This is a genomic window from Nonomuraea sp. NPDC004702 (assembly GCF_053601695.1).
This window is the reverse complement of sequence record NZ_JBSGCE010000013.1, coordinates 74,374-96,548: the sequence shown is the minus strand read 5'-3', so window position 1 is coordinate 96,548 and position 22,175 is coordinate 74,374. Positions and strand designations below refer to the sequence as shown.

The 22,175-nt window shown below is 71.9% G+C and carries 24 protein-coding genes; 9 read left to right on the top strand and 15 right to left on the bottom strand.

Annotated features, from left to right (window positions below; translation table 11 throughout):
* Nucleotides 1-5: 5 nt before the first annotated feature.
* Nucleotides 6-935 carry an SDR family oxidoreductase gene (locus tag ACWEJ6_RS18570; protein WP_452424881.1) on the top strand — a complete coding sequence of 310 codons (930 nt, stop codon included), beginning with the start codon at nucleotides 6-8 and terminating at the stop codon, nucleotides 933-935.
* A gap of 10 nt (nucleotides 936-945) precedes the next feature.
* Here the strand turns inward: ACWEJ6_RS18570 and ACWEJ6_RS18565 are convergent, their stop codons facing one another.
* The 3 genes from ACWEJ6_RS18565 to ACWEJ6_RS18555 are packed head-to-tail and all read right to left on the bottom strand — an operon-like array spanning nucleotide 946 to nucleotide 3,200.
* Entirely contained in the window at nucleotides 946-2,016 is a 1,071-nt protein-coding gene (locus tag ACWEJ6_RS18565; RefSeq protein WP_452424879.1) for a hypothetical protein, read from the bottom strand.
* Entirely contained in the window at nucleotides 2,013-2,501 is a 489-nt protein-coding gene (locus tag ACWEJ6_RS18560; protein ID WP_452424877.1) for a SigE family RNA polymerase sigma factor, read from the bottom strand. Before ACWEJ6_RS18560 ends, ACWEJ6_RS18565 begins: the two co-directional genes overlap by 4 nt.
* 45 nt (nucleotides 2,502-2,546) lie before the next feature.
* Nucleotides 2,547-3,200, bottom strand: a complete 654-nt coding sequence (locus ACWEJ6_RS18555) for an NIPSNAP family protein (RefSeq protein ID WP_452424875.1) — start codon at nucleotides 3,198-3,200, stop codon at nucleotides 2,547-2,549.
* A gap of 215 nt (nucleotides 3,201-3,415) precedes the next feature.
* On the opposite strand from ACWEJ6_RS18555, the gene ACWEJ6_RS18550 reads away from it, so the two are divergent.
* From ACWEJ6_RS18550 to ACWEJ6_RS18540, 3 genes are all read left to right on the top strand, one after another.
* Nucleotides 3,416-3,673 (top strand): hypothetical protein, encoded by a 258-nt coding sequence (locus ACWEJ6_RS18550; protein WP_352319902.1) that lies wholly within the window; start codon nucleotides 3,416-3,418, stop codon nucleotides 3,671-3,673.
* Nucleotides 3,674-3,705: 32 nt separating this feature from the next.
* Nucleotides 3,706-3,963 carry a hypothetical protein gene (locus ACWEJ6_RS18545; RefSeq protein ID WP_352363132.1) on the top strand — a complete coding sequence of 86 codons (258 nt, stop codon included), beginning with the start codon at nucleotides 3,706-3,708 and terminating at the stop codon, nucleotides 3,961-3,963.
* Nucleotides 3,964-4,053: 90 nt separating this feature from the next.
* Nucleotides 4,054-4,869, top strand: a complete 816-nt coding sequence (locus tag ACWEJ6_RS18540; RefSeq protein WP_452424872.1) for an ATP-grasp domain-containing protein — start codon at nucleotides 4,054-4,056, stop codon at nucleotides 4,867-4,869.
* On the opposite strand, the gene ACWEJ6_RS18535 is transcribed toward ACWEJ6_RS18540, so the two are convergent.
* The 6 genes from ACWEJ6_RS18535 to ACWEJ6_RS18510 all read right to left on the bottom strand — a co-directional run bounded on the left by ACWEJ6_RS18535 (nucleotide 4,870) and on the right by ACWEJ6_RS18510 (nucleotide 10,751).
* Nucleotides 4,870-5,616: an SDR family oxidoreductase gene (locus tag ACWEJ6_RS18535; RefSeq protein ID WP_358298473.1), complete on the bottom strand. Its 747-nt coding sequence runs from the start codon at nucleotides 5,614-5,616 to the stop codon at nucleotides 4,870-4,872.
* Between the two features lie 34 nt (nucleotides 5,617-5,650).
* Nucleotides 5,651-6,856, bottom strand: a complete 1,206-nt coding sequence (locus ACWEJ6_RS18530) for a hypothetical protein (protein ID WP_397160914.1) — start codon at nucleotides 6,854-6,856, stop codon at nucleotides 5,651-5,653.
* A 28-nt stretch (nucleotides 6,857-6,884) separates the two neighbouring features.
* Nucleotides 6,885-8,180, bottom strand: coding sequence for a DUF2252 domain-containing protein (locus tag ACWEJ6_RS18525; protein ID WP_387682001.1), 1,296 nt, complete (start codon nucleotides 8,178-8,180; stop codon nucleotides 6,885-6,887).
* Between the two features lie 63 nt (nucleotides 8,181-8,243).
* A complete protein-coding gene (locus ACWEJ6_RS18520; RefSeq protein WP_352363141.1) occupies nucleotides 8,244-9,017 on the bottom strand; it encodes an SDR family oxidoreductase in 774 nt (257 codons plus the stop codon).
* Between the two features lie 11 nt (nucleotides 9,018-9,028).
* Nucleotides 9,029-10,150 (bottom strand): acyl-CoA dehydrogenase family protein, encoded by a 1,122-nt coding sequence (locus ACWEJ6_RS18515; protein ID WP_452424869.1) that lies wholly within the window; start codon nucleotides 10,148-10,150, stop codon nucleotides 9,029-9,031.
* Nucleotides 10,137-10,751 (bottom strand): flavin reductase family protein, encoded by a 615-nt coding sequence (locus tag ACWEJ6_RS18510; protein ID WP_449919421.1) that lies wholly within the window; start codon nucleotides 10,749-10,751, stop codon nucleotides 10,137-10,139. The genes ACWEJ6_RS18515 and ACWEJ6_RS18510 overlap by 14 nt, the downstream gene beginning before the upstream one ends.
* 190 nt (nucleotides 10,752-10,941) lie before the next feature.
* Between ACWEJ6_RS18510 and ACWEJ6_RS18505 the strand changes: the two genes are divergently transcribed.
* Together ACWEJ6_RS18505 and ACWEJ6_RS18500 are read left to right on the top strand one after the other, a co-directional pair.
* Complete coding sequence (locus ACWEJ6_RS18505; protein WP_452425029.1) at nucleotides 10,942-12,102, top strand: thiolase C-terminal domain-containing protein; 1,161 nt, start codon at nucleotides 10,942-10,944, stop codon at nucleotides 12,100-12,102.
* Between the two features lie 3 nt (nucleotides 12,103-12,105).
* Nucleotides 12,106-12,549, top strand: coding sequence for a Zn-ribbon domain-containing OB-fold protein (locus tag ACWEJ6_RS18500; RefSeq protein ID WP_452424867.1), 444 nt, complete (start codon nucleotides 12,106-12,108; stop codon nucleotides 12,547-12,549).
* A gap of 374 nt (nucleotides 12,550-12,923) precedes the next feature.
* Here ACWEJ6_RS18500 and ACWEJ6_RS18495 read toward each other — a convergent pair whose 3' ends face one another.
* Complete coding sequence (locus ACWEJ6_RS18495; protein ID WP_452424865.1) at nucleotides 12,924-13,247, bottom strand: hypothetical protein; 324 nt, start codon at nucleotides 13,245-13,247, stop codon at nucleotides 12,924-12,926.
* 138 nt (nucleotides 13,248-13,385) lie between these two features.
* On the opposite strand from ACWEJ6_RS18495, the gene ACWEJ6_RS18490 reads away from it, so the two are divergent.
* From ACWEJ6_RS18490 to ACWEJ6_RS18480, 3 genes are all read left to right on the top strand, one after another.
* The gene (locus ACWEJ6_RS18490; protein ID WP_352319883.1) at nucleotides 13,386-14,138 is read left to right on the top strand and encodes a GntR family transcriptional regulator; all 753 of its coding nucleotides are present in this window, start codon (nucleotides 13,386-13,388) and stop codon (nucleotides 14,136-14,138) included.
* A gap of 265 nt (nucleotides 14,139-14,403) precedes the next feature.
* Nucleotides 14,404-14,940, top strand: a complete 537-nt coding sequence (locus ACWEJ6_RS18485; protein ID WP_358298461.1) for a GNAT family N-acetyltransferase — start codon at nucleotides 14,404-14,406, stop codon at nucleotides 14,938-14,940.
* 168 nt (nucleotides 14,941-15,108) lie between these two features.
* Nucleotides 15,109-15,789, top strand: coding sequence for a copper homeostasis protein CutC (locus tag ACWEJ6_RS18480; RefSeq protein ID WP_387682012.1), 681 nt, complete (start codon nucleotides 15,109-15,111; stop codon nucleotides 15,787-15,789).
* A gap of 24 nt (nucleotides 15,790-15,813) precedes the next feature.
* On the opposite strand, the gene ACWEJ6_RS18475 is transcribed toward ACWEJ6_RS18480, so the two are convergent.
* From ACWEJ6_RS18475 to ACWEJ6_RS18455, 5 genes are all read right to left on the bottom strand, one after another.
* Entirely contained in the window at nucleotides 15,814-16,926 is a 1,113-nt protein-coding gene (locus ACWEJ6_RS18475; RefSeq protein WP_452424862.1) for a DUF6986 family protein, read from the bottom strand.
* 8 nt (nucleotides 16,927-16,934) lie between these two features.
* Complete coding sequence (locus ACWEJ6_RS18470) at nucleotides 16,935-18,257, bottom strand: FAD-dependent oxidoreductase (protein ID WP_452424860.1); 1,323 nt, start codon at nucleotides 18,255-18,257, stop codon at nucleotides 16,935-16,937.
* A 174-nt stretch (nucleotides 18,258-18,431) separates the two neighbouring features.
* Nucleotides 18,432-19,949, bottom strand: a complete 1,518-nt coding sequence (locus tag ACWEJ6_RS18465; protein ID WP_452424858.1) for an AMP-binding protein — start codon at nucleotides 19,947-19,949, stop codon at nucleotides 18,432-18,434.
* Nucleotides 19,950-19,965: 16 nt separating this feature from the next.
* On the bottom strand, nucleotides 19,966-21,042 hold the full coding sequence (locus ACWEJ6_RS18460) for a hypothetical protein (RefSeq protein ID WP_452424856.1): 1,077 nt from the start codon (nucleotides 21,040-21,042) through the stop codon (nucleotides 19,966-19,968).
* Complete coding sequence (locus ACWEJ6_RS18455) at nucleotides 21,039-22,106, bottom strand: LLM class flavin-dependent oxidoreductase (RefSeq protein ID WP_397160897.1); 1,068 nt, start codon at nucleotides 22,104-22,106, stop codon at nucleotides 21,039-21,041. Before ACWEJ6_RS18455 ends, ACWEJ6_RS18460 begins: the two co-directional genes overlap by 4 nt.
* Between the last annotated feature and the right edge of the window lie 69 nt (nucleotides 22,107-22,175).

Genomic DNA, 22,175 nt, shown 5'->3' with positions numbered 1-22,175 from the left:
TGTGCATGATCCCCTTGGGAGGTCTTGTGGGCATTTGCGCTGGCCGCGTGGTGATCGTGACAGGCGCCGGACGCGGCATCGGCAGGCAGCACGCCCTGGAGTTCGCCCGGCAGGGCGCCCGCGTCGTGGTGAACGACCTCGGCACCGCCCGCGACGGCGGCGGCGCATCGTCCGGCCCGGCCCACGAGGTCGTCGCCGAGATCGAGGCCCTCGGCGGCCGGGCGGTGGCCAACTGCGACGACGTGTCCGACTGGGCCGGCGCCGCCCGCCTGGTGAAGACCGCCGTCAGCGCGTACGGCCGGCTGGACGTCCTGGTCAACAACGCCGGCTTCCTGCGCGACCGCATGCTGGTCTCGATGACCGAGCAGGACTGGGACGACGTCGTCCGCGTGCACCTCAAAGGCCACTTCCTGCCGCTGCGGCACGCGGCCGCGTACTGGCGGGAGCGGTCGAAGGCGGGCGAGGAGGTGTCCGGCAGGGTGGTCAACACCTCCTCGGGCGCGGGCCTGATGGGCAGCGTCGGCCAGGCCGGCTATTCGGCGGCCAAGGCCGGGATCGCCGCGCTCACCCAGGTCGCCGCCGCCGAGCTGGCCCGCTACGGCGTCACCGTCAACGCCATCGCGCCGGCCGCCCGCACCCGGATGACCGAGGAGGTGTTCGCGGCGACCATGGCCAGGCCGCGGGCCGGGTTCGACCCCATGGACCCGGCGAACGTCGCCCCGCTCGTGGTCTGGCTCGGCTCGGCGGCCTCCGCGCACGTGACGGGCCGGGTCTTCGAGGTCGAGGGCGGCACGATCGCGCTGGCCACCGGCTGGCGCCACGGCCCCGCCGCGGACCGGGGCGCCCGCTGGTCGCCGGAGGAGGTGGGCGAGGCCGTCGCCACGCTCCTGGAGGCCGCGCCCGCCCCCGAGCCCGTCTACGGCGCGGCCCCCTGATCCCCGCCGGCTAGCGGACCAGCCCGGGCACGGACGTCTGGCCGTCCCCCCGCAGCGCGAACAGCTCGGTGGCGCGCCCCGAGTCCACGTCCACCGCGTAGACCACGGCGACGGCGCGGGGGTCGTCGTCCGGATAGGCCAGCAACGTCACCTCGCGGGGGGACGTCCAGCCGCCCAGCTTGGCCGGCCGCAGCCCCTCGGCGAGCCCGGACGGCCTGACCCGGCGCTCCGCGCCTCCCTTGACGTCGAAGACGACGATCGTGCCGTCACGCCGCACCATGGGCTCGCGGTTCCGGTCGAGGGTCGTGCCGACGCGGGCGATCGTGCGACCGTCCGGGGCCAGGGCGCTGAAGTCGTAGGTGTGCTCCGGGACCGTCACCGGGTCGCGGCCGAGCACCCACAGCGCCGTGGTGTCCCCCTTGGCCCTGGCCAGCACCACCGGGCCCGTCCCGTCGGCCACGCTCACCGGCCACGAGCCCTTCGGCAGGGAGGCCGACGTGCCGCCCAGCACGTCCACGAGCCGGGGCGCGCCCGTCGCCGACACCACGAACCGCAGGCCGCCGGGGGAGAGCCGCAGCGCGTACTCGGCGGCGAAGTCCTGGTCGTCCTGCTGCAGCGGCGACGTCCACAGCTGGCCGCCGGCCAGGTCCCGGACGACGATCGCGCGCCTGCCGGGGCTGTAGTAGGCGATCCGGCGCCCGTCGGCCGTCGCCTCGACCGGCCCGTTCCGCGGCCCGTCGGTCAGCTCGTACGTGGCGCCGTCCCGGGTCACCAGCCGCCACGGGCACGCCGGGCCGCCGGTGCGGCACATCGGCCGGTAGAACTGCTCGACCGGCGCGACCCCCTTGGCGGGCAGCGGAAGGGCGGTGGCCGCCGGCGGGGTGAGCACGATCGGCGGCGCCGGACGCGCCTGCTGCAGGAGCACGGCGCCGCCGCCCCCGATCACGCAGACCGCCGCCGCGACGCTCACGGCCAGGCGGGTCGCGCGCCTGCGCCGGGCGCGCAGGACGGCCCGCGCCCCCAGGTCGACGACCGGCGCCTGCTCGGCCAGCGCGTGCAGGTCCTCGCGCAGCGTCTTCATCGGTACACCTCCGCGGGGGTGAGGGCGCGCAGCTTGGACAGCGCGTAGTGCGTCTGGCTCTTGACCGTGCCGAGCGAGACGCCCATGAGCCGGGCGGTCTCGTGCTCGGTGCGGTCCTCGTAGAAGCGCAGCACGATCACCGCGCGCTGTTTCGGGGTGAGCCGGGCCAGCGCCTTGAGCAGGGTCAGGCGGCGCACGGTCGCCTCGTCGTGCGCGTGCCCGCCGGTCTCCGGCAGCTCGGCGGCGGGCACCTCGGGGCGCCTGCGCCGGCGCCAGGAGATGGTCTGGTTCACCAGGGCCCGGCGCGCGTACGCCTCGGGGTTGCCGTCCTCGGCGAGCTTGCCCCAATGCGAGGCGACACGGGTGAGGACCGTCTGCAACAGGTCCTCGGCGAGATGGGGGTCTCCGGTGAGCAGGTACGCGGTCCGCATCAGCGACTGCTGACGGGCGCGTACGAACTCGTGGAACCCCTCGTAGCGGTCCATGTAGGACATCAACTCCGCCGAGGGCCCGAAAGTTGGAAGAAGTCGTCAGCGCATCGACGACCGGGCGGTGGGACGCAGGCGCAGCCGCACCGGCGGCGCGGTCAGGCGGGGGTCCAGCATGGACAGGTCCGCCGGGCGCTCGTCCTCGGGCCGGGCGAACCGGGTGAACCACACGAACACGTTCTCCCCGGTCCGGACCGGCAGGCGGGGGAAGGTGTTCTCGGCGTGCTCGCTCTCCAGGCAGCCGACCGGCGGCGTCCCGGCCTCGGCCAGCGCGGGCGCGACCTGACCTGCGAAGAACTCGGCGAAGCCCTCCCCGACGTGGCAGATCGTCGCGACGTACAGGGCGGCGGGCGGCTCGGCGGCGCCCGCGGGCGGCCGTTCCCAGGAGGGCAGCTCCGGACCGGACGGACGGAGCAGCAGCACGTCGTCGGAGTCGATCATCGTGGCGTTGGCGGCGTCGCGGTGCGCCCGCCAGACGGGGCCGTCGTAGAAGCCCTCCAGCGCCGTCCGGCGCGCTTCCATGTCGGGGAAGGCGCGCAGCCAGGTGAAGGTGTCGGGCGCGTCGGGATCGCGGAAGGTGCCCGCGACGCGCATGCCGAGCGCCTCCTGCGGCTCGACGAACTCGCGCTCGAACAGCGTGATCAGGGTGTCGCGCCGTCCGGGGTGAAGGGTGTACCGCCGTAGTTCGTAGATCATGGCCGGACGTTAGGTCTGGATCACTGCCACCTCATGTCAGCGTCGGCGGCGAACAATGTTCTGATAACTCTGTGCTACCGAATGGCAACGCAGAGTTATATAGTCGCATTGACCTTGATCCCAATGGGTCACAGAAGGTCAAAAAGGGGGCGGCGGCTGCCCAGGGCCCTGGCGTCCGCCGCCTCGCAGGGGTCCACACCGGTGAAGGAGCAGAAGTGATCAAAAGGCTGTGCGCCGCAGGTGCCGTGCTGGCCGCGGCCGCCGGCGTCGCCATGGCGGCGGTTCCCGCCCACGCTGACACCTGGTCCGACAACTGGAGCAGCAACAGCGACTCGTCGCAGTCGGGCAACAACTTCGGCGACGTCTCCGCGGCCAACCGTGGTGGCTGGGACTCGACCAACGTCAACAACATCAACGGCGTCGCGACCACCGCCACCGACGGCGGCATCGCGGTGACCTACATCTTCTACTGACCTCCGTACAGCTCCGAGGAAGGGACATCGACATGATGAAGAAGCTCTGCGTGACCACCGGCGCCGTCGCCGCGGCCGCCGCCCTGACGCTCCTGTCCGCCCCGGCCCACGCCGACGTCACCGCGGGCAACTCCAGCTCCAACCACGACACCTCCCAGTCGGGCAACAACTTCGGCAACGTCGTGAACGTCAACGTGAGCGGCACCGACGCCACCAGCGTCAACAACGTCAACGGCAACGCCACGACCGCCACCGACGACAGCCACGCCGGCACCAGCGTCGACTCCTAGCCAGGCCCGGGGGCGCCCTCCGGCGCGGAGAGGGCGTCCCCGTGCGGGCCGGGTCGAGGCGGCCCGGCCCGCCCCCACTACCATCCCTGGATGACGAACTGTGCATATGTCACCTTTGATGACCCAACCGGCCAGGACGACGAGCGTGACCTCGCGCTCTCCCACTGGCACGCCAACGGCATCGAGGGCCGCGCCGAACGCTGGGACGACCCCGCGGCCGACTGGAGCGCCTACGACGCCGTCGTGGTGCGATCGGCCTGGGACTACATCGACCGGCGCGCGGAGTTCCTGGCCTGGGCCCGCCGCGTCGAGTCCGTCACCAAGCTGCTCAACCCGGCCGTCGTCCTGGAGGGCAACACCGACAAGACGTACCTGAGAGACCTGGGCGTGCCGACCGTGCCGACCCATTGGTCCGCCCACGACCTGCCCGACTGGCCCGAGTACGTCGTCAAGCCCGCGATCTCCGCCGGAGCCCGCGACACGACCAGGACCACCGACCGCGACAAGGCGGCGGAACTGGCCGCCGCGCTCCAGGCCGCGGGACGGCAGCCGATGGTCCAGCCCTACCTCGACATGGTGGAGTCGGAGGGCGAGACCTCCCTGCTGTACTTCAACGGCCGCCTCAGCCACGCCGTCCGCCGTCATCCGATGCTGGCGGCGGGGGCCACCCTCGACTACAACGCGCGGGCCGAGCTCCGCACCCCGGCCCCGGACCAGGTCGACCTGGCCGAGAAGGTGCTAGCAGCCATTCCCCACGCCCTTCTCTACGCCAGGATCGACCTGGTCCGGCTGTCCGACGGCACGCCGGTGGTCATCGAGCTGGAGCTGACCGAGCCGTACCTGTTCCTGCGGTACGCGCCGGACGCCCCGGCGAACTTCGCCAGGGCTCTGGGGGAGCTGGTCTGATCAGCAGGAGATCCCGCCGTCCACCGGGATGACCGTGCCCGTCAGGTACGACCCCGCCCGCGAGGACAGGAAGACGGCCGCGCCCGCCATGTCGTCGGGCCGGCCGATCCGTCCCAGGGGCACGGTCGAGGCGATGGCGGCGCGGGTGGAGGGGTCGTCCAGGGCGAAGGCCATCATCTTGGAGTCGAACGGGCCGGGGGCGATGGCGTTGACCGTGATGTGCTCCTTGGCCAGCTGCCTGGCCAGATGGCGGGTCAGCATGTGCACGGCCGCCTTGGTGGAGGAGTAGGCGTAGCTCTCCAGGGCGGGCACCCGGATGCCGTCGATCGAGCCCACGTTGATCACCCGGGCCGGGTCGTCCGGGCCGGCCGCCTGGCGCAGGTTCGGCAGGAACTTCTGGGTCAGGTAGAAGACGCCCTTGACGTTGATGTCCCAGAGCTTGTCGAAGGCGTGCTCCGGATACTCCTCCAGAGGCGCGCCCCAGGTGGCGCCGGCGTTGTTGACCAGCACGTGCAGCGGGCCGCCCACCGCCGTGACCAGCGTGTCCACCCCCTCGGGCGTGGACAGGTCGGCCTGGACGGCCGTGCAGCCCAGCTCGGCGGCGGTCTTGTCGACCTCCGCCGCCTTGCGTGCCGATATGACGACGGTCGCGCCGGCCGCCACGAACCCGGCGGCGATCATGCGGCCGATGCCGCGCGAACCGCCGGTGACGACGACCGTCTTGCCTTCCACCGAGAACAGACTCATGTTCCGGAAGCATGCCATACCGACTGGTCGGTTACTAGCTGCCCTCGTCCTTCACCCAGAGTCGCAGCAGGCCCCGGAAGTGCTCGGTGAACCGCTCGCGCTCGGCCGCCGGGTACGTGGCCGCCACCGTGTCGACCAGTAACCGGTCGAACTCCGGCCCGGCCACCCAGTCCAGCACGATCTCGTCGATGTGCCCCAGATGCGTACGGCAGAACTCCTCGTACCGGTCCACCTCGAAGTACCGGTCGGCCAGCTTCCGGTACTGGGCCAGCCGTTCCCCGTAGTCGCCGGTGACCTCGAAGTAGTCGTGCGTCTCCAGGTCGATGCGCGGCCGGCGGCGGGTGGCCACGCAGAACACGCTCCACTTCACCAGCGCCTTGATCGCCCAGGGGAAGTAGTAGTGCAGGCTGGTCAGGGCCACGTCGGGGCAGGCGTTGGCGTAGTCGATGGGGTGCACGTCGGCGCCCTTGACCAGCGTCTCGCAGGAGTTGAACTCCCAGCGGAAGAACGCGTTCACCAGCCGCCCGACGGTGACGACCTCCTCGCCCACGGACGGCGAGAGGAACTCGTGGTCCACGGCGTACCGGGCGTGCATCGGCTCGTCGGGGCGGAAGCGCATGACCATGGTCTCCGCGCCGATCGACAACGACCTGGCGAAGGCGTCGTACCCCTCGACGGACTGCTGGAGGTGCATGAGCATCTCGCCGCTCTGGTCGTAGGCGCGGTGCAGCTCGTCGCGGTCGCGGACGCGGGAGACGCCCCGCCAGGCGCCGCCGTCGTACGGCTTCATGAACAGCGGATAGCCGATGCGCTCGGCGACCGCGTCGAGGTCGAAGGCCCGGTTGTAGCGCTCGGCGGTGTAGGCGTAGCGGGAGTTGTCCAGCGGGTTCTTGTACGGCACCAGCACCGTCTCCGGCACCTTGAGCCCGAGCCGCATCATCGCGCAGTAGGCCGCGTGCTTCTCCATCGACTGGAACGTGAACGGGCTGTTCAGCAGATAGACGTCGTCCATCATGGCGATCTTCTTCAGCCACTCGCGGGGGTGGTAGTACCAGTACGCCAGCCGGTCGATCACCAGCTCGTGACGTGGCTTGGCGCGCAGGTCGAACGGCTCGATCGTGATGCGCTCGACGTCGAACTCGCCCACCCCCTTGATCGGCCCCAACCGGCGTAACACGGTCTCGAACGCCGCCGGCCAGTCCTCCTCGGTCCCCAGCAGCAGCCCAATGAGATGACGCACGATGCTCCTCCGCGGCCGCCGCGAGGGCTCACAGGCCGGGCAGGCGACCGTTCCTGAACAGGTCGACGAACCGTTGATGGTCTTCACGAGCCTGTGCCCCATATCGGTGGGCGAAATCCACCAACATGCCGATGAATCCGGATTGATCGCCGTTGATGACCGCGACGATCGCCTCCTCCGTCGAGAAGTCCACCAGGTCGTGGCTGGACTCGTCGTCGGCCACCGAGTGCATGCGCGCCACCGCCCGTCCCAGGTCGCGCATGATGGAACGCAGCTCGTCGGGCTCGTTGACGTCGTCCCAGTCGAGGTCGGCCGAGTACGGCGACACCTCGGCCACGAGCTGGCCCACCCCGTCGAGCGAGGCGTACCCGAGCCAGGGGTCGGCGTAGGCCTGCAGCGCCCGCTGCGACTCGGCCGTGCGGTGGCCCTGGTGCAGGAAGTAGGAGGCCGCCTTCTCGTTGTCGACGTACCGGGCCACGGCCGGCGCCTGGGCCTGCTTCATGTAGAGGATGACGTCGTTCTCCAGCGCCTGCGAACGCCCCTCCAGCAGCAGGTTGTACGACGGCAGCCCCGCCGACCCGATGCCCACGCCCTTGCGCAGCGCCACGTCCTTGACGACGTGCTCGACCGGGCTGGACGGCGTGGGCAGCGTCCCCAGGTAGCCCTCGAACGCCGCCAGCACCCGCTCCCGGGTCGCCGCGTCGACCTCCTCCCGGCCGTCCATGAGGGCGAAGCGCCGGTCGTAGTCCTCGATCACGGTCTCCACGTCGAGCATCGCCACCCGCGTGCTGAGCCGCGCCGTCTGCAGCACCCGGTGCAGCACGCCGCCGGTGGTCTCCAGGGTGAGCGAGCCGATGGCGTCGTCGCCGCCGGTCGCGATGCCGTGCAGCTCGGCCAGGTACGCCCGCGCGAACTCGGTCACCAGCGCGCTGATCGTCTCGTCCGACAGCGCCTTGGCGTAGCCGATCAGCGCCACGCTGGCGGCGAAGCGCTTGAGGTCCCAGACGTACGGGCCGACGTAGGCCTCGTCGAAGTCGTTGACGTTGAAGACCAGCACCCCTGAGGCGTTCATGTACGTGCCGAAGTTCTCGGCGTGCAGGTCGCCGTGGATCCACACCCGGCTTGTGGGCTCGTCGAGGTAGGAGCCGTCGGCGAAGTCGCCGGTCAGGTCGGCGTAGAACAGGCCGGCGCTGCCCCGGTAGAAGGCGAAGGGGGAGGCCGCCATCTTGCGGAACTTGCGCCGGAAGGCGGCCGGGTCCCGTTTGATCGACTCGCCGAACTCGCTGATCAGGACGTCGAGCAGGAAGGAGGAGCGTGTGCCCATGCAACGGACGGTAGCCCGCCCGATGCCCGCCGCCTACCCCGAATTCTCCCTGACAGGGCCAGGTCAGGGATGTTGCGAGGACACCGAGACGGTCTCGCCCGTCATGTACGACGAGTAGTCGCTGGCCAGGAAGACGATCACGTTGGCCACCTCCCACGGCTCGGCCGACCGCCCGAACGCCTCCTTGGCGGCCAGCTCCGCCAGCAGCTCCTCGCTCGTCACCTTCGCCAGGAAGGGATGCACGGCCAGTGACGGCGCCACCGCGTTCACCCGGACGCCGTGCTCGGCGACCTCCAGCGCGACGCACCTCGTCAGCGCCATCACCCCGGCCTTGGCCGCCGCGTAGTGCGCCTGCCCGCGCTGCGCCCGCCAGCCGGCCACCGAGGCGTTGTTCACGATCACGCCGGAGCCCTGGCCGATCATGTGCCGGACCGCCGCCCTGGTACAGCGCATGGTGCCGTTGAGGGTGACGTCGAGCACCGCGTGCCACTGCTCGTCGGTCATCTCGGCCAGCGGGGCCGTACCGCCGAGGCCGGCGTTGTTGATCACCACGTCGAGCCGGCCGTGCGCCTCCACCACCGCGTCGAACAGCGCCAGCACCTGCGGCTCCGACGTCACGTCGCAGGGGACCGCCAGCGGCTTGACGCCGGTCAGCTCGGTCAGCGCCTCGGCGGCGGCGGCCAGGCGGCGCTCGTGCCGGTCGGACAGGACGATCGTCGCCCCCTCCTCCGCGCAGCGCCTGGCGGTGGCGTAGCCGATGCCCGCGCCCGCGGCGGCGGTCACCAGCGTGACCTTGCCGTCGAGCAGACCGTGCGACTTCGGATAGGGCGGTGCCATCCGTGCTCCAATCAGCGGGGGAGACCAAGAGTGCGCTCGGCGATGATGTTCCGCTGGATCTCACTCGACCCGGCATAGATCGTGTCCGCCCGGCTGAACAAATACAAGCGCTGCAGGTCGTTCAGGCCGTCCGCCGCCACGAGCCCGGCCTTGCCCTGCACCTCCTGCGCCAGCTCGCCCAGCCGGCGATGCCACTCCGACCAGTAGAGCTTGGCGATCGACACCTCCGGGCCCGGGTCCGGGCCCAGCATCCGCAGGGCGTTCAGTCGCATGATCTCCAGCTCCAGCCACGACCGGACGAGCCGGTCGCGCAGCACCGGGTCCTCGGCCGCCCCGGTCCGCCGGGCGGTCGCGATCACCTCGGCCAGCTCCCGCCGGAACCCGATCTGCTGCCCCAGCGTGGACGCGCCGCGCTCGTGGCCCAGCGTGGCCATGGCCACCCGCCAGCCCTCGCCCGGCGCCCCGAGCAGGTTCCCCGCCGCCGTGCGCGCGCCGTCGAAGAACACCTCGTTGAACTCGGAGGTGCCGGTGAGCTGCCTGATCGGGCGTACGGTGACGCCCGGCCCGCCCATCGGCACCAGCAGGTACGACAGCCCGCGATGCCGCTGCGAGCCCTCCTCGGTACGGCACAGGACGAAACACCAGTCGGCGACGTGGGCCAGCGACGTCCACACCTTCTGCCCGGTGATCACCCACTCGTCGCCTTCGAGTCGCGCCCTGGTCTGGACGTTCGCCAGGTCGGACCCGGCCTCGGGCTCGGAGTAGCCCTGGCACCACAGCTCCTCGCCGCGCTGGATCGGCGGGAGGAACCGGTCCTTCTGCTCGTCGGTGCCGAACTCCAGGATGGTCGGGCCGATCAGCCCCTCGCCGATCAGGCCGACCCGGGCGGGGGCGTCGGCCCTGGCGTACTCCTCGTAGAAGGCGACCTGGTCGTCGAGGGAGGCGGCCCGGCCGCCGTACCGCTCGGGCCAGCTCAGGCAGGTCCAGCCCGCCTGGCCGAGCCGGCGTTCCCAGGCCAGGCGCAGGTCGTGCCCCTCGTGCTCCCTGCCGGGGCCGCCGAGACCGCGGACGTGCGCGAACTCGCCGGACAGGCTCTCCTCCAGCCAGGCGCGGGCCTGCTCACGAAGGCTCAACAAATCCCCCGTAGCCGCCCTGGAAGAAGACCAGGGGGCCGCCGTCGGCGTGCGTGTCGAGCTGCAGCACCCGGGCCACCACGATCATGTGGTCGCCGGCCGGGTGCTCGGCCTCGATCACGCAGTCGAGCCAGGCCAGCGCGCCTTCGAGCACCGGGTTGCCGCCGGGGGAGCCGGTCCAGGCCAGGCCGGCGAACTTGTCGCCGCCCTTGGCCGCCATCTGCGCGCAGACCGGCTGCTGGTGCTCGGCCAGCACGTTCACGGTGACGACCTTCGCGCCGCGCACCCGGGGCCAGCTCGTGCTGGTGTGGGCCACGCAGAAGGCCACCAGCGGCGGGTCGAGCGAGACGGAGGTGAAGGAGTTGGCCGCCAGGCCGCACGGCTGGTCGTTCGCCGGGTCGAGGGCGGTGATCGCCACCACGCCGGTCGCGAACCTGCCGAGGACCTGACGGAACCGGCGGCCGTCGATGCGGCCGTTGCCGTTGTGCTGTGTAGGGCCGGGCGGCATGGCGGCTCCGTTACGAGTCCTGCTGCGCTGGTAGGGCGTCGGAAGGCCGCGACAGCCGTCCGGCGCGATGAGCCGGGCAGCGTGTGTGCTCATGGGGTCCGCCTCCTCGTCACCGACTGCGCCCATCATACATACCAAGCGCTTGCTTGGACACTAGGCTCGTTCCGGAGACCCTGTCAACCCGCCCGGAGCCCGCCCCGGTTGCCGCTCGCGGTCCGGTGGCCGGGTCGCCGGTTGACATGGCGAAAAAGGTCGGCATAGCGTGCTCTGTGTGCCCAAGCGCTTGCTTGATTTCCGGGATGTGACCGCCATAGCGGGGATCGGCTACACCCCCTTCACCAAGAACTCGGGCGTCAGCACCCTCACCCTGGCCTGCCGCGCCGTCCTGGCCGCCCTCGACGACGCCGGCCTCCCCCCGGACGCCGTGGACGGCCTGGCCACCCACCGCGTCGGCGACTCGGCCGCGCCCTCCCTGGTGGCCCCCGCCCTCGGCCTGCCCGACCTCGCCTGGCACCTCGACCAGTTCGGCGGCGGCAGCGTCTCGCACGCCGTCGTCGGCCAGGCCGCCCTGGCCGTGGCGACGGGGATGGCCGAGACCGTCGTCTGCTACCGCGCGATCAACGCCCGTTCCGAGTTCCGCATGGGCGGCACCGGGCGCGGCGTGCCGGTCAGCCCCGAGGTCCAGTACCAGGCCCCGTACGGCTACTTCGCCCCGCCGCAGCAGTACGCCATGTACGCCCGCGCCCACATGCTCCGGTACGGCACCAGGCCCGAGCACTTCGGCCGCGTCGCCGTCACCCAGCGCGCCAACGCGGTCAAGAACCCGCGGGCCCTCATGCGCACCCCGATCACGCTGGAGGACTACCTGGCCGGCAGGTGGATCGCCGAGCCGTTCCGCCTGCTGGACTGCTGCCTGGAGACCGACGGCGCCTGCGCCCTCGTCGTCACCACCGCGGAACGAGCCCGCGACCTGCGCCGCCACCCCGTCCTGATCTCGGCGGCGGCCTGGGGCGGCGGCACGTCCCACCTGTCGGGCACGGGTCCGGCCGATCCCACGGTGACCGCGGCCGCCGCCCTGGCCCCGCGCCTGTACACGCAGGCCGGCCTCGGCCCCGGCGACGTGGACGTGGCCGAGATCTACGACTGCTTCACGTACTCGGTGATCGTGCAGCTGGAGGACTACGGCTTCTGCGCCAAGGGCGAGGGCGGCCCGTACGTGGAGTCGGGCGCCACGGCTCCGGACGGCGCGCTGCCCGTGAACACCCACGGCGGTTTCCTGTCGGAGGGGTACGTGCACGGCCTCAACCACGTCGCCGAGGCGGTCGCCCAGCTCCGGGGCGAGGCCGGCGACCGCCAGATCCCCGGCGCCGAGGTGGCGCTCTCGACGGCCCAGCCCGGCTACATCCTGCCCGCCACCTCCGCGCTGATCCTCAGGAGGTCGTGACCCATGACCCACGGTCCCCGTCCCGAGCCCGACCGCGACTCCGCCGAGTGGTGGGAGCGCCTGGCGCGGGAGGGGTTCGCGGTGCAGCGCTGCGACGGCTGCGGCACCGCGCGCTTCCCTGCGCGGGCCTTCTGCCCGTCCTGCCGGGGCGAGGCGTGGCGGTGGCTCCCGGTGCCGGCCGAGGGCGTGGTCGAGAGCTGGATCGTCAACCGCCGGCCCTTCCTGCCGGGCTCGGAGGAGCCGTACGTCGTGGTGATGGTCCGGCTGGACGCCGTCCCCGGCTGCCTGGTGCACGGGAACTGGCGCGGCGCCGCTCCCGAGCCGCTGCCCGGCCAGCGCGTACGAGGGGTGCGCACGCGCATCGACGACCGGCTGACCCTGCTCGACTGGGAGCCCCTGGACGGGGACGCGGATGCCCATTCGCCCGAGCGCACATCCTCCCGCTGATCGGTCCAGAACCGGACATTCGATTCGTACCGGAAATTCCCACCAGTCCCACCATTGCGAAGGTGCCTACAGGTTGGCCCGTGAGGGTTGATGATGAAGCTGAGGCGTCAACCATGGAGGCGACCCGGACGTGGCGGCGTACGTGTGCGGTAGCGACTCGGCGACAGACGTGACACCGAGGTCACGACCGCTGACTCCTGCCGCCGGCCCGGGCCTGGCTCGGACGGCGCGCAGCCCTCCGGGCACGGGGGCGGTACGGCGGCGCAAGAGGGTCCCTCGGAGGAAGGCGCGTCCTGGCGGGCGTGGGGGACCCGCCAGGACGCGCTTCCTGCCCCGTGCGCGGCGACGCCAGGACTCCGGCGAGGGATGGAGTCCTAGGCCGCGAGTTCGCGCACGGAGTCGGTGGGGGTGTGCGAAGGCACGTGCCGCCGGTGACGAACGGTGCTGCGTCGAGCCGCGCCGACAGGGTCATCGATGGGGTGCGTGACGGGGGCGCCACCCTCCTCGTTCCAGACAAAGGATCCGTCTATGCACCACACGGTCGGTTCGGTCGACACCGAGAGCACGGACATCGCCTTTTCCTTGCTCTGGTGCTTGTGGGAGAACCCGTCGCGCCGCAACGCGTAACGCAGTAAACGAGTTGCTTCGCGGGGGTCCTGCCAGGGCAGGAACGGCGTGTCCGAGAGAACCGGCAACACTTGGCCTCCACCCCCTCACCGGCCTTTAGATGGATTTGTACCAACGAATGGATGATGGGCCGGTCGAGGGGCTTCGGTCAAGGGGTTGTGGCCTGCTAGAACCAGATCGTCTAAATTGTTGGAACAAAAGGGGTGAAAGTGGCAAGGTCGGTGCTGTATCAGCAGGTGGCGGCGGAATTGCGTCGAGCCATCTACTCGGGTGTCCTCGGCCCCGGGGCGCAGCTGCCGACCGAGGCACAGCTCATGGAAGACCACGGGGTGAGCAGGAACACCGTCAGGCTGGCTCTCGGGGAGCTCGTCAACGAGGGGCTGGTCACGCGCACGCCGAGGCGCGGCACGGTGGTCCGCGACCGCAGGCCGCTGCTCATCTACCCGCAGCGCGAGCTGGAGCCGCAGCCCACCGGAGAACTGAAGGAGGCCTTCGCCTACGCCGTTGCGCAGGAAGGCCGGGCCCCGAGCCAGTACATTGAAGTGCTGACGGTTTCTCCCGTCGAGGAGATCGCCAGCAGGCTGGAACTGGCCGACGGAGAGCTGGCGGTCGTGCGTCGCCGCCTGCGGTTCGTCGACGGCCAGCCGTACAACACCAACGACTCCTACTTCCCCCGTGATCTGGTCGCCGACTCCGAGATCGCCAGGCCCGGAGACATCGCGCGCGGGGCGAACAGGGTTCTGGAAGAACTCGGGCACGCGCAGATACGCGTCGTCGACGACATCTGGGCCCGTATGCCCAACCAGGAGGAGGCCGAGCGCCTCCAACTCGAACTCGGCACGCCAGTCATGGTCTACGTCCGAGTCGGATACGACGGGGCCGACATGCCAGTGCGTGTCGCTGTGTCGGTGCTGCCCGCCGACAAACATCTGATCAGATACGAGCTCGATCGTCGCCGCTGACGGGCTCGGTTGAAGGGGTGATCCCGCCGGCCGGGCGCAGCGAGAAAGCCGCCTCGCTGGCCTAGGGGAGTCGTGCATACTCCCCTAAATCGCCATTTATCCATATATATCGGGTTGAGGACCCATATCGCCCCTGCGCGACATTGCGTCATCACGCTGTGTGTCGGCATGGGCACCCAACGCATCGAAGGGCTGTATTATGCACACAAACACCCTCCTTCACCCGCTCGCACTCCGGCGCGCGGAGCCCGCGGACCTTCCCGGCGTGCTCAGGCTTCTCGCGGACACCGCCGAGTGGCTGCACACCCAGGGAGTGCGGCAGTGGCCGCGGCAGGGATTCGGCCCCGAGCGGATCGAGCCGCTCATCGAGGAGCGGGTCCTGTACCTGCTCGACGACGAGCTGCGCTATCTCGACCCCGACGTCCAGGCCCCGCCCGTGGCGACCATCGCCCTCGACGGCAACGCCGACCCGGAGTTCTGGACCCCGGCCGACGACCCGGGGGCCGCGCTGTACGTCCACAAGCTGGCCGTGGCCAGGCCGTGGTCCGGCAGCGGGCTCGGCGACGCGCTCCTCGACTGGGCCTGCTCCGCGGCCCGCTCCGCCGGGCTGCCCTGGCTCCGGCTCGACTGCGCCAAGGCCAACCCGCGGCTGCAGGAGTACTACCGCATGCGCGGCTTCCGGCACGTCCGTACCGTGGACCTGCCGCACCGCTCGTCCGGGGCGCTGTTCCAGCGGCCGTCGCGCGACCTGTCCACGACGGCCTTCCGTGACCTGACGGTCGCGGAGCTGATCAGCGCCTAGCGAACCCCTCTGGCCGGACCCGGTCCGGAAGGGGGCCGGGCCCGGCCGGTGGTCGCGCGCCACCTCACGTCAGGCGGCAGGTCACCTCGTCGGCATGTACCGCAGCGGCCCCGATGGGCACGTGCGTTTCCGGCGCAAGTGGACAGAGCGCCATATAACCTCTTTGCCATGACCGGATCCCTCCTTGAGGTGATCGCGCTCAATGTGCGCGACGCCGTGGCCGCCGAGCAGGGCGGCGCCGACCGCCTGGAGGTCGTCGCCGACATGGCGGCCGACGGGCTCACCCCTGCACCGGAGACGGTCGCCGCGATCGCCGCGGAGTGCCCCCTTCCCCAGATGGTGATGCTGCGCTGCGAGGCCAACTTCACCGCCGACCCCGACGTCCTGGACCGGCTGCGCCGCGACGCCAAGGCGCTCGCGCAGGCCGGCGCGGCCGGGTTCGTGTTCGGCTTCCTCGACGACGCGGGCGCGGTCGACCTGGCGGCCACCGAGGCCCTCATCCACGCCGTCTCGCCGCTCCCGTGGACCTTCCACCGCGCGGTCGACCACGCCGCCGACGTGCAGGCGTCCTGGCGGGCCGTGCGGCTGCTGCCCAACCTGGCCACCGTGCTCACCTCCGGCTCCCCCCAGGGCGTCGGCGCGGGGCTGTCCACGCTCAGGTCCAGGGCCGAGGCCGGCGACGGGTCGATCATCCTGGCCGGTGGCGGGCTCAAGCCCGCTCACGTGCCCGACCTGCTGGACTACGGCATCCGCGCCTTCCACGTGGGCTCGGCCGTACGGGCGAGCTGGACGGACCCCGTCGAGTGGCGGCTGGTCCGGCAGTGGCGCTCCCTGGTCGAACGCGACTGAGCCCCCAGGCCCCCGTGGCGCGGCTCAGGGGAAGAGGACCGCGTCGGCGCGGCGGAGGGCGGCGGCCAGCGTCCTGACGGTGGCCGGCTCGTCCATGACGCCGCCCCCGGCCGCCCGCCGCTCCTCCCAGGCCCGTACGCGCTCCCGGTAGGAGTCGTAGTGGGCGAGGTGGAAGGCGTAGACGGTGGCGAACCTGCTGACGAGCTGCGCCGGATGCATGTCCCAGCCCTGGTGGAAGCCGTGGGCCAGGGAATGGCCCACCAGCTGTGCATGCCTGCCCCACAGGGCGTGGACGTCGTCCGCCCGGTCGGAGGCGGGCCCGGCGGCCAGCGAGCCGTCGGACAGCTCGACGCCCGTGCCCGCGAACGCCGTCTGCATCACGTGCCTGGCGTGGTCGCAGGCCGGATGGTCGAGCCGCTGCTCGTGCGGCGGCAGGCCGATGGCGGCGGTGTAGTCGAACACGCCGAAGTGCGCCGCGGCCAGCCGCCCGCCGAGCGTCAAGGGCAGCTCGGCCCGCAGGAAGGGCAGCGTCTGGGGAGCCTCCACCTGCATCTCGAAGCGCAGCCCGGACAGGCCGAGCCGCGCCTCCAGCCGTTCCAGCACGCCCGCGAACTGCCCGAGGTACGCCTCCATCAGCACCTTCGGGAACGTCACCGTGAACCCCGCCGGCAGCTCGCCCGCCCGCTCCAGCACCCCGGTCAGGAAGGCGCCGAGCGTGCGCACCGACCTCGCCGGGTCGCCGTCGGCGAACGACTTCACCCGCAGGCCCCACCGCCGCGGCAGGGTCCCGGCGGCGTGCAGGCCGGCCACGGCCCGCGCGGCCTGTTCGGCGTGCCCGTCCTCCTCCTCGTGCGGGCGCACGCCGTAGCCGTCCTCGAAGTCGATCCGCAGGTCCTCGACCGGCTCGCGGGCCAGCTTGCCGAGCACCCGGTCACGCACGCCGGGCGCGAACGCCTCCAGATGCGCCTCGGCCAGCGACAGCGCCCGCCCTCCCCACTCGGCGACGGTCGAGGCGGAGAAACGGTCGGCCGGCACGTAGACGGTGTGGACCGGCTGCCGGCCCGGCTCGGCCATGGGGTAGCGGGCCTGCTGCGCCGCGTGGACCTCGGCGAAGCCGGGCACGGGCTCGTCGTGCACGTACGGGCTCATTCCGGGTGGGCGCAGGCGCGGAGCATGGTGTCGACGCCGACCAGCTTGACGCGTTCGCCCCGGCCGAGCGACCTGGCCAGCTCGCCCTCGGCCCGTTCGATGGCCAGCCAGTCGTCGTAGGTCACCGGCCGCACGCCCCGCTCGGCCAGCAGCGACTCGACCGTCGGCCGCGACGCCCGCGCGCCGCCCTCCAGGGACTCGCCCTCCAGATCGGCCAGCAGCGTGCGGACCGTCTCGGCGGCGTCGGACTTGTTGGTGCCGATGACGCCGGTCGGCCCGCGTTTGAGCCAGCCCGCCACGTACTCGCGCGGACGCACCCGGCCCGCCTCGTTGGGCACGGTCATGGTCCGCTCGGAGAACGGCACGCCGGGCAGCGGGACGCTCTGGTAGCCGACCGAGCGCAGCACCATGCCGACGGGCAGCGTCTCGTACTCGCCGGTGCCGACGACGCGGCCCTCCTCCGACAGGCGGGTGCGTTCGAGCCGGAGGCCCTCGACCCGGTCGGCGCCCAGGATCTCCACCGGCCGCAGCCAGAAGCGCACGTCGAGGCGGCGCGGCCGGCCCACGGGCTCGCGGCCGGCCCACGACTGCAGGACCTTGATGTTGCCCTGGACCTGGCGCGGGAAGTCGGCGCCGAGGACGGCCGCCTCGTCGGGGCGCACGCAGACGTCGGCGTTGGCCAGCTCGCCGAGCTCGCGCAGCTCCTTCAGGGTGAACTTGGCGTGCTCGGGCCCCCGCCTGCCGACCATGTGGATCGCCTTGACCTGGCTCTGGCTCAGCCGGTCGAGGACGTCGTGGGGCACGTCGGTGTGCCGCAGCTCCTCGGCGGTCTTGGCCAGCACGCGGACGACGTCGACGGCCACGTTGCCGACCCCGATCACCGCGACCTCGGAGCTGTCCAGCGTGAAGCGGCCGGGATCGACGTCGGGGTGGCCGCAGTACCAGTTGACGAAGTCGGTGGCCGCCACGCTGCCCGGCAGGTCCTCGCCGGGGATGCCGAGCCGCCGGTCGACCATCGCGCCCGTGCAGTAGACGACCGCGTCGTAGACGCGAAGCAGGTCCGCGACCGAGACATGGGCGCCCAGCGTGACGCCGCCGAGGAAGCGCACCTGGGGCAGTTCGAGGACCCTGCGCAGGTAGTTCGCGATCGACTTGATCGAGGTGTGGTCGGGCGCCACGCCGTACCTGACCAGCCCGTACGGCGTGGGCAGCCGTTCCAGGACGTCGACCAGCACAGGCTCGGCCGACTGCTTGACCAGCGCCTCGGCCGTGTAGATCCCGGCCGGGCCGGACCCGATGACCGCCACGTGCAACGCCACGCTGCCTCCTCATGCCGGTGAAGGTGCGACGCGGAGGACGCGTCCCAAGAGGTGCAACCGGCCCGTGTGCTCGATGTATCCCCGGTCGCCCGCAGGTGAACCCGTCTCCGGTGAATAACCCGTCCAACCGGATTCTCGCTCACGGGCCCCCTCATGGCAGCCCCTGAAACGCCGCTATCCGGGGACGGCCCGCGAGCGCAGGGCGAGCTTGTCGACCTTGCCGTTGACGTTGACGGGCAGCGCGTCCACCACCTCGACGCGCTTGGGCACCTTGTAGTTGGACATGTTGGCCTTCGCCCAGGCCAGCAGCGCGTCGGCGGTGACGCGGGCGTCCGGCCGGGGCACCACGTACGCCACGCCGGCCTCGCCGGAGACCGGGTCGGGCACGCCGACCACGGCGGCCTGGGCCAGCGAGCCCTCGCGCAGCAGAAGCGACTCGACCTCGGCGGGGGAGACATTGAACCCGTTGACGATGTAGAGCTCCTTCTTCCTGTCCACGATGGCGAGGTTGCCCGCCTCGTCCAGCACGCCGACGTCGCCGGTGTGCAGCCAGCCGTCGGCGTCGATCACCTCGGCCGTCCTGGCGGGCTCGTCCCAGTAGCCGCGCATGACGCCGTAGCCGCGTTGCAGGATCTCGCCGCGCCGGCCGGGCGCGACCTCCTTGCCGTCGTCGTCCACGATCTTGATTTCGATGCCCGGGACGGCCCTGCCGGTGGTGTTCGCGATCACGTCGATGGGGTCGCCGGCCCGGGTCATGGACACGACCGTGCCCTCCATCAGCCCGTACGCGTTGATCATCCGTTCCAGGCCGACCCGCTCGGCCAGCCGGGTGATCAGCGTGGCGGGCACGGAGGCGGCCCCGCAGATGGCCACCCGCAGCGAGGAGACGTCCCAGTCGGCGCGGTCCAGCTCGTCCAGGATCCGGGCGAACAGAGTGGGCGGCCCGGCCAGGATCGTCACCTTCTCGGAGGAGATCAGCGACATCAGGGCGTCCGGCGAGAACACCGGGATCGGCAACATCGTGGCCCGCCGCAGCACGCACGCGACGAGCCCGGCGTTCAGCCCGAACCCGTGGTTGAACGGCGCGATCACCGGATAGCGGTCGTGCTCGTCCAGCGTGACGATCTCCGCCCAGTCCCAGTAGCCGCGCAGGACCTGGGCGTGGTCGAGCATCACGCCCTTCGGCGTGCCCGTGGTGCCGGACGTGGCCATGATCTCGCACAGGTCGCCGGGCCCGACCGCCAGCGCCCGTTCCTCGACCGCCCGTGCGCTCACCCCGCCCGCCTCCAGGTCGCCGGCCGCGCGCACGGCCACCCGGGCGTCCATGGGCGGCAGCAGGCCGGCGAGCGGCGGATCTCCGACGATGACGACCTTCACCCCGGTCCGGCCGATCAGCCCGGCCGCCTCGATGCCCTTGTACCGCGACGACAACGGCACGAGGACGGCCCCCGCGTCCCAGACGCCGAACGCGTGCCGCACCCACGACGCCGAGTTCGGGCCCCAGATCGCCACCCGGTCGCCGGGCTCCACGCCGAGGGCGATCAGCCCGCGGGCCACCTCGGCGGCTCCCGTCCTGAGCTCCGACAGCGTGACGCGCGCGCCGCCCTCGACGACCGCGACGGTGTCCGGATGGCGTGCGGCCTGGTCGCGCAGCATGCGGGGGAGCGTCCCCCAGTCGGGCATCGATGCCATCGGCTACTCCGTCGCGCTAGCTGACGAGGGCCCTGTCCCGGCCGAGATGGTGGCCGCGCCGGTCGTCCACCGTGCCGGGCACGGGGGTCTCCAGGACGTCCTGGGCGATGCGGACGTCGATCGAGATCGGGGTCAGGGCGCGCACGGCCTGCTCGATCCTCGACCGCCACATCGGGTTCCTGACCAGGCTCTCCCGGCCGAAGGAGACGGTCAGGGCGGCGGCGTCCAGGGTGCCCTGGCGTTCGACCGACAGCTCCCAGCCGGTCACGCCGTCGATCTTGGACAGCGCCTTCTCGACCCGCGGCAACGCCAGCCACACGCCCCTGACCAGCACGTGGTCGCCGACGGTGTGCGCGGGCGCGGGCAGCCCGGCGCCGCCGGAGCCGTCGGCCCTGGCCACCAGGCCGGTCCTGAGCACGGCGTCGCCCAGCGTGGAGTGCCCGGACGGCGTGAGGACCAGCTCGGCGAGCGCGTCCTGCGGGCCGGCCAGGTCGTCCTTGGTCAGCGAGGCGAGGCCCAGCACGCCGTCCGCGAGCGGGGTGAGCGGCGCGTCCTCGGCGGCCCTGAACGCGAGCGCGGCCCCGCCGAACGGGCTGGCCAGCACGTCGGTGACCGCGCAGCCGAACTCGCCGGCCAGATGTCCCATCGTCCGCCTGGAGGCGATCTCGCCGGTCAGGACGATGTGTTCGAGCCCGAGGTCGAGCGGGTCGAGCAGGAACTCCAGGTGCAGGCGGGCCAGCAGGTCCATCGCGCCCGTCGGGGTGCTGACCAGCGTGGTCGCGCCGAGCGCGGTCAGCGCGTGGTGCAGGCGCAGGCGGCCGCGCGGCCCGACGGCGGCGGCGGCCCGCGCGACCTGCGCGGCGGCGGCGGTCCACAGCGCGCCCGCGGGCTCGGCGAGCGCCACCACGACCCGGTCGCGCCCGCCGACGCCGGCCGCGCGCAGCGCCGCCGCGGTGAGCCCGGTCGCGGCGGCGGCGTCCTCGGGGCCGAGCGGGAACACGCTGGACAGGTCGGGCGCCACGAGCAGCAGCCCTTCGGCGGTGCGTCCGGACGAGGCGAGGTCGTCGCGGGTCAGCCAGCGGGCGGCGGTCAACGGGCCACCTCGTTCATGAACAGCGTCATCGACTCGCACACCTTCTCGTGGGCCAGCCCGCCGACCTGCGCCTGGATGATCAGGTCCGTGGCCCCGGCCTCGGCGATCCTGGCCAGGGCCTTGCGCGAGCCCTCGACGTCGTCCACCACGACCATGAGGTGCTCGCGCAGGGTGGCCATCGCCTCCTCCGGCGGCATCCCGGCGGCGAGCTGGCCCAGCACGCGGTGGGTGGCGTGCCGGGCGTCGTAGTAGTCGGGCGGGGTGACCAGGTTGACCTGGCGGCGGATGTACCACAGGACGGCGTCGGCGGCGGTGGCGGTGGCCTCGTCCCGGGTGGGGGCGGCGAACCAGGGGATCATCAGCGCCACGCGCCGGGAGGCGGGGTCGAAACCGCTCTCGGCCAGGCACTCCCGGTATTTTGCGATGTCGGCGGCGACGTCGTCGATGCCCTTGAGCATCGTCATGCCCAGCAGGTTGTAGCCGTGCCGGGCGGCGGCCAGGTAGCCCTCCAGCGAGGTGGAGGCCACCCACACGGGCGGGTGCGGCTCCTGCACCGGACGGGGGTAGACGGCCACGTCGGGGATCTCGAAGAACTCGTTCGACCTGCTGATCGGCTCGCCGTCGGCGCGCCAGATGGCGAGGGTGGCCTCCAGCGAGTCCTCCCAGATCTGCCGCGACTTCTCGAACGGCCGCTGGAAGGCCTGGTACTCCAGGGGGGAGGCGCCGCGTCCGGTGCCGAACTCGACCCGGCCGCCGCTGAGCACGTCGAGGGTGGCGACCCGCTCGGCGGTGCGGATGGGCGACTGGAACGGCAGCAGGACCACGCCGAGCCCGAGGTGGATGCGCTCGGTGCGCTGCGAGATGGCCGCGAGGACCAGGTCGGGGGCGGAGGAGTGGGAGAAGCCCCTGGTGAAGTGGTGCTCGACGAACCAGGCCGTGTCGAACCCCAGCCGATCGCCGAGGACGACCTGCTCGATCACGTTCTGGAACGCCTGTCGTTCGACCCCGCGGGTGCGGCCGCGGACCTCCAGTTCGTACCCCAGGCTGATCCGTAGGGACGTCATCGCGCCTCCGGCGAAAGTAGTGAACCAAGCGCTCGCTTGGTAGAGCGTATCAGGGCCGAACACTTGCGG

Coding starts and splice junctions, on each gene's coding strand:
- ACWEJ6_RS18570 (WP_452424881.1), top strand. CDS start 6: ATGATCCCCTTGGGAGGTCTTGTGGGCATTTGCGCTGGCCGCGTGGTG.
- ACWEJ6_RS18480 (WP_387682012.1), top strand. CDS start 15,109: ATGACCGGATCCCTCCTTGAGGTGATCGCGCTCAATGTGCGCGACGCC.
- ACWEJ6_RS18560 (WP_452424877.1), bottom strand. CDS start 2,501: ATGGACCGCTACGAGGGGTTCCACGAGTTCGTACGCGCCCGTCAGCAG.
- ACWEJ6_RS18455 (WP_397160897.1), bottom strand. CDS start 22,106: ATGACGTCCCTACGGATCAGCCTGGGGTACGAACTGGAGGTCCGCGGC.
- ACWEJ6_RS18500 (WP_452424867.1), top strand. CDS start 12,106: ATGACCCACGGTCCCCGTCCCGAGCCCGACCGCGACTCCGCCGAGTGG.
- ACWEJ6_RS18525 (WP_387682001.1), bottom strand. CDS start 8,180: ATGGGCACACGCTCCTCCTTCCTGCTCGACGTCCTGATCAGCGAGTTC.
- ACWEJ6_RS18520 (WP_352363141.1), bottom strand. CDS start 9,017: ATGGCACCGCCCTATCCGAAGTCGCACGGTCTGCTCGACGGCAAGGTC.
- ACWEJ6_RS18465 (WP_452424858.1), bottom strand. CDS start 19,949: ATGGCATCGATGCCCGACTGGGGGACGCTCCCCCGCATGCTGCGCGAC.
- ACWEJ6_RS18540 (WP_452424872.1), top strand. CDS start 4,054: ATGACGAACTGTGCATATGTCACCTTTGATGACCCAACCGGCCAGGAC.
- ACWEJ6_RS18555 (WP_452424875.1), bottom strand. CDS start 3,200: ATGATCTACGAACTACGGCGGTACACCCTTCACCCCGGACGGCGCGAC.
- ACWEJ6_RS18510 (WP_449919421.1), bottom strand. CDS start 10,751: ATGAGCACACACGCTGCCCGGCTCATCGCGCCGGACGGCTGTCGCGGC.
- ACWEJ6_RS18535 (WP_358298473.1), bottom strand. CDS start 5,616: ATGAGTCTGTTCTCGGTGGAAGGCAAGACGGTCGTCGTCACCGGCGGT.
- ACWEJ6_RS18545 (WP_352363132.1), top strand. CDS start 3,706: ATGATGAAGAAGCTCTGCGTGACCACCGGCGCCGTCGCCGCGGCCGCC.
- ACWEJ6_RS18565 (WP_452424879.1), bottom strand. CDS start 2,016: ATGAAGACGCTGCGCGAGGACCTGCACGCGCTGGCCGAGCAGGCGCCG.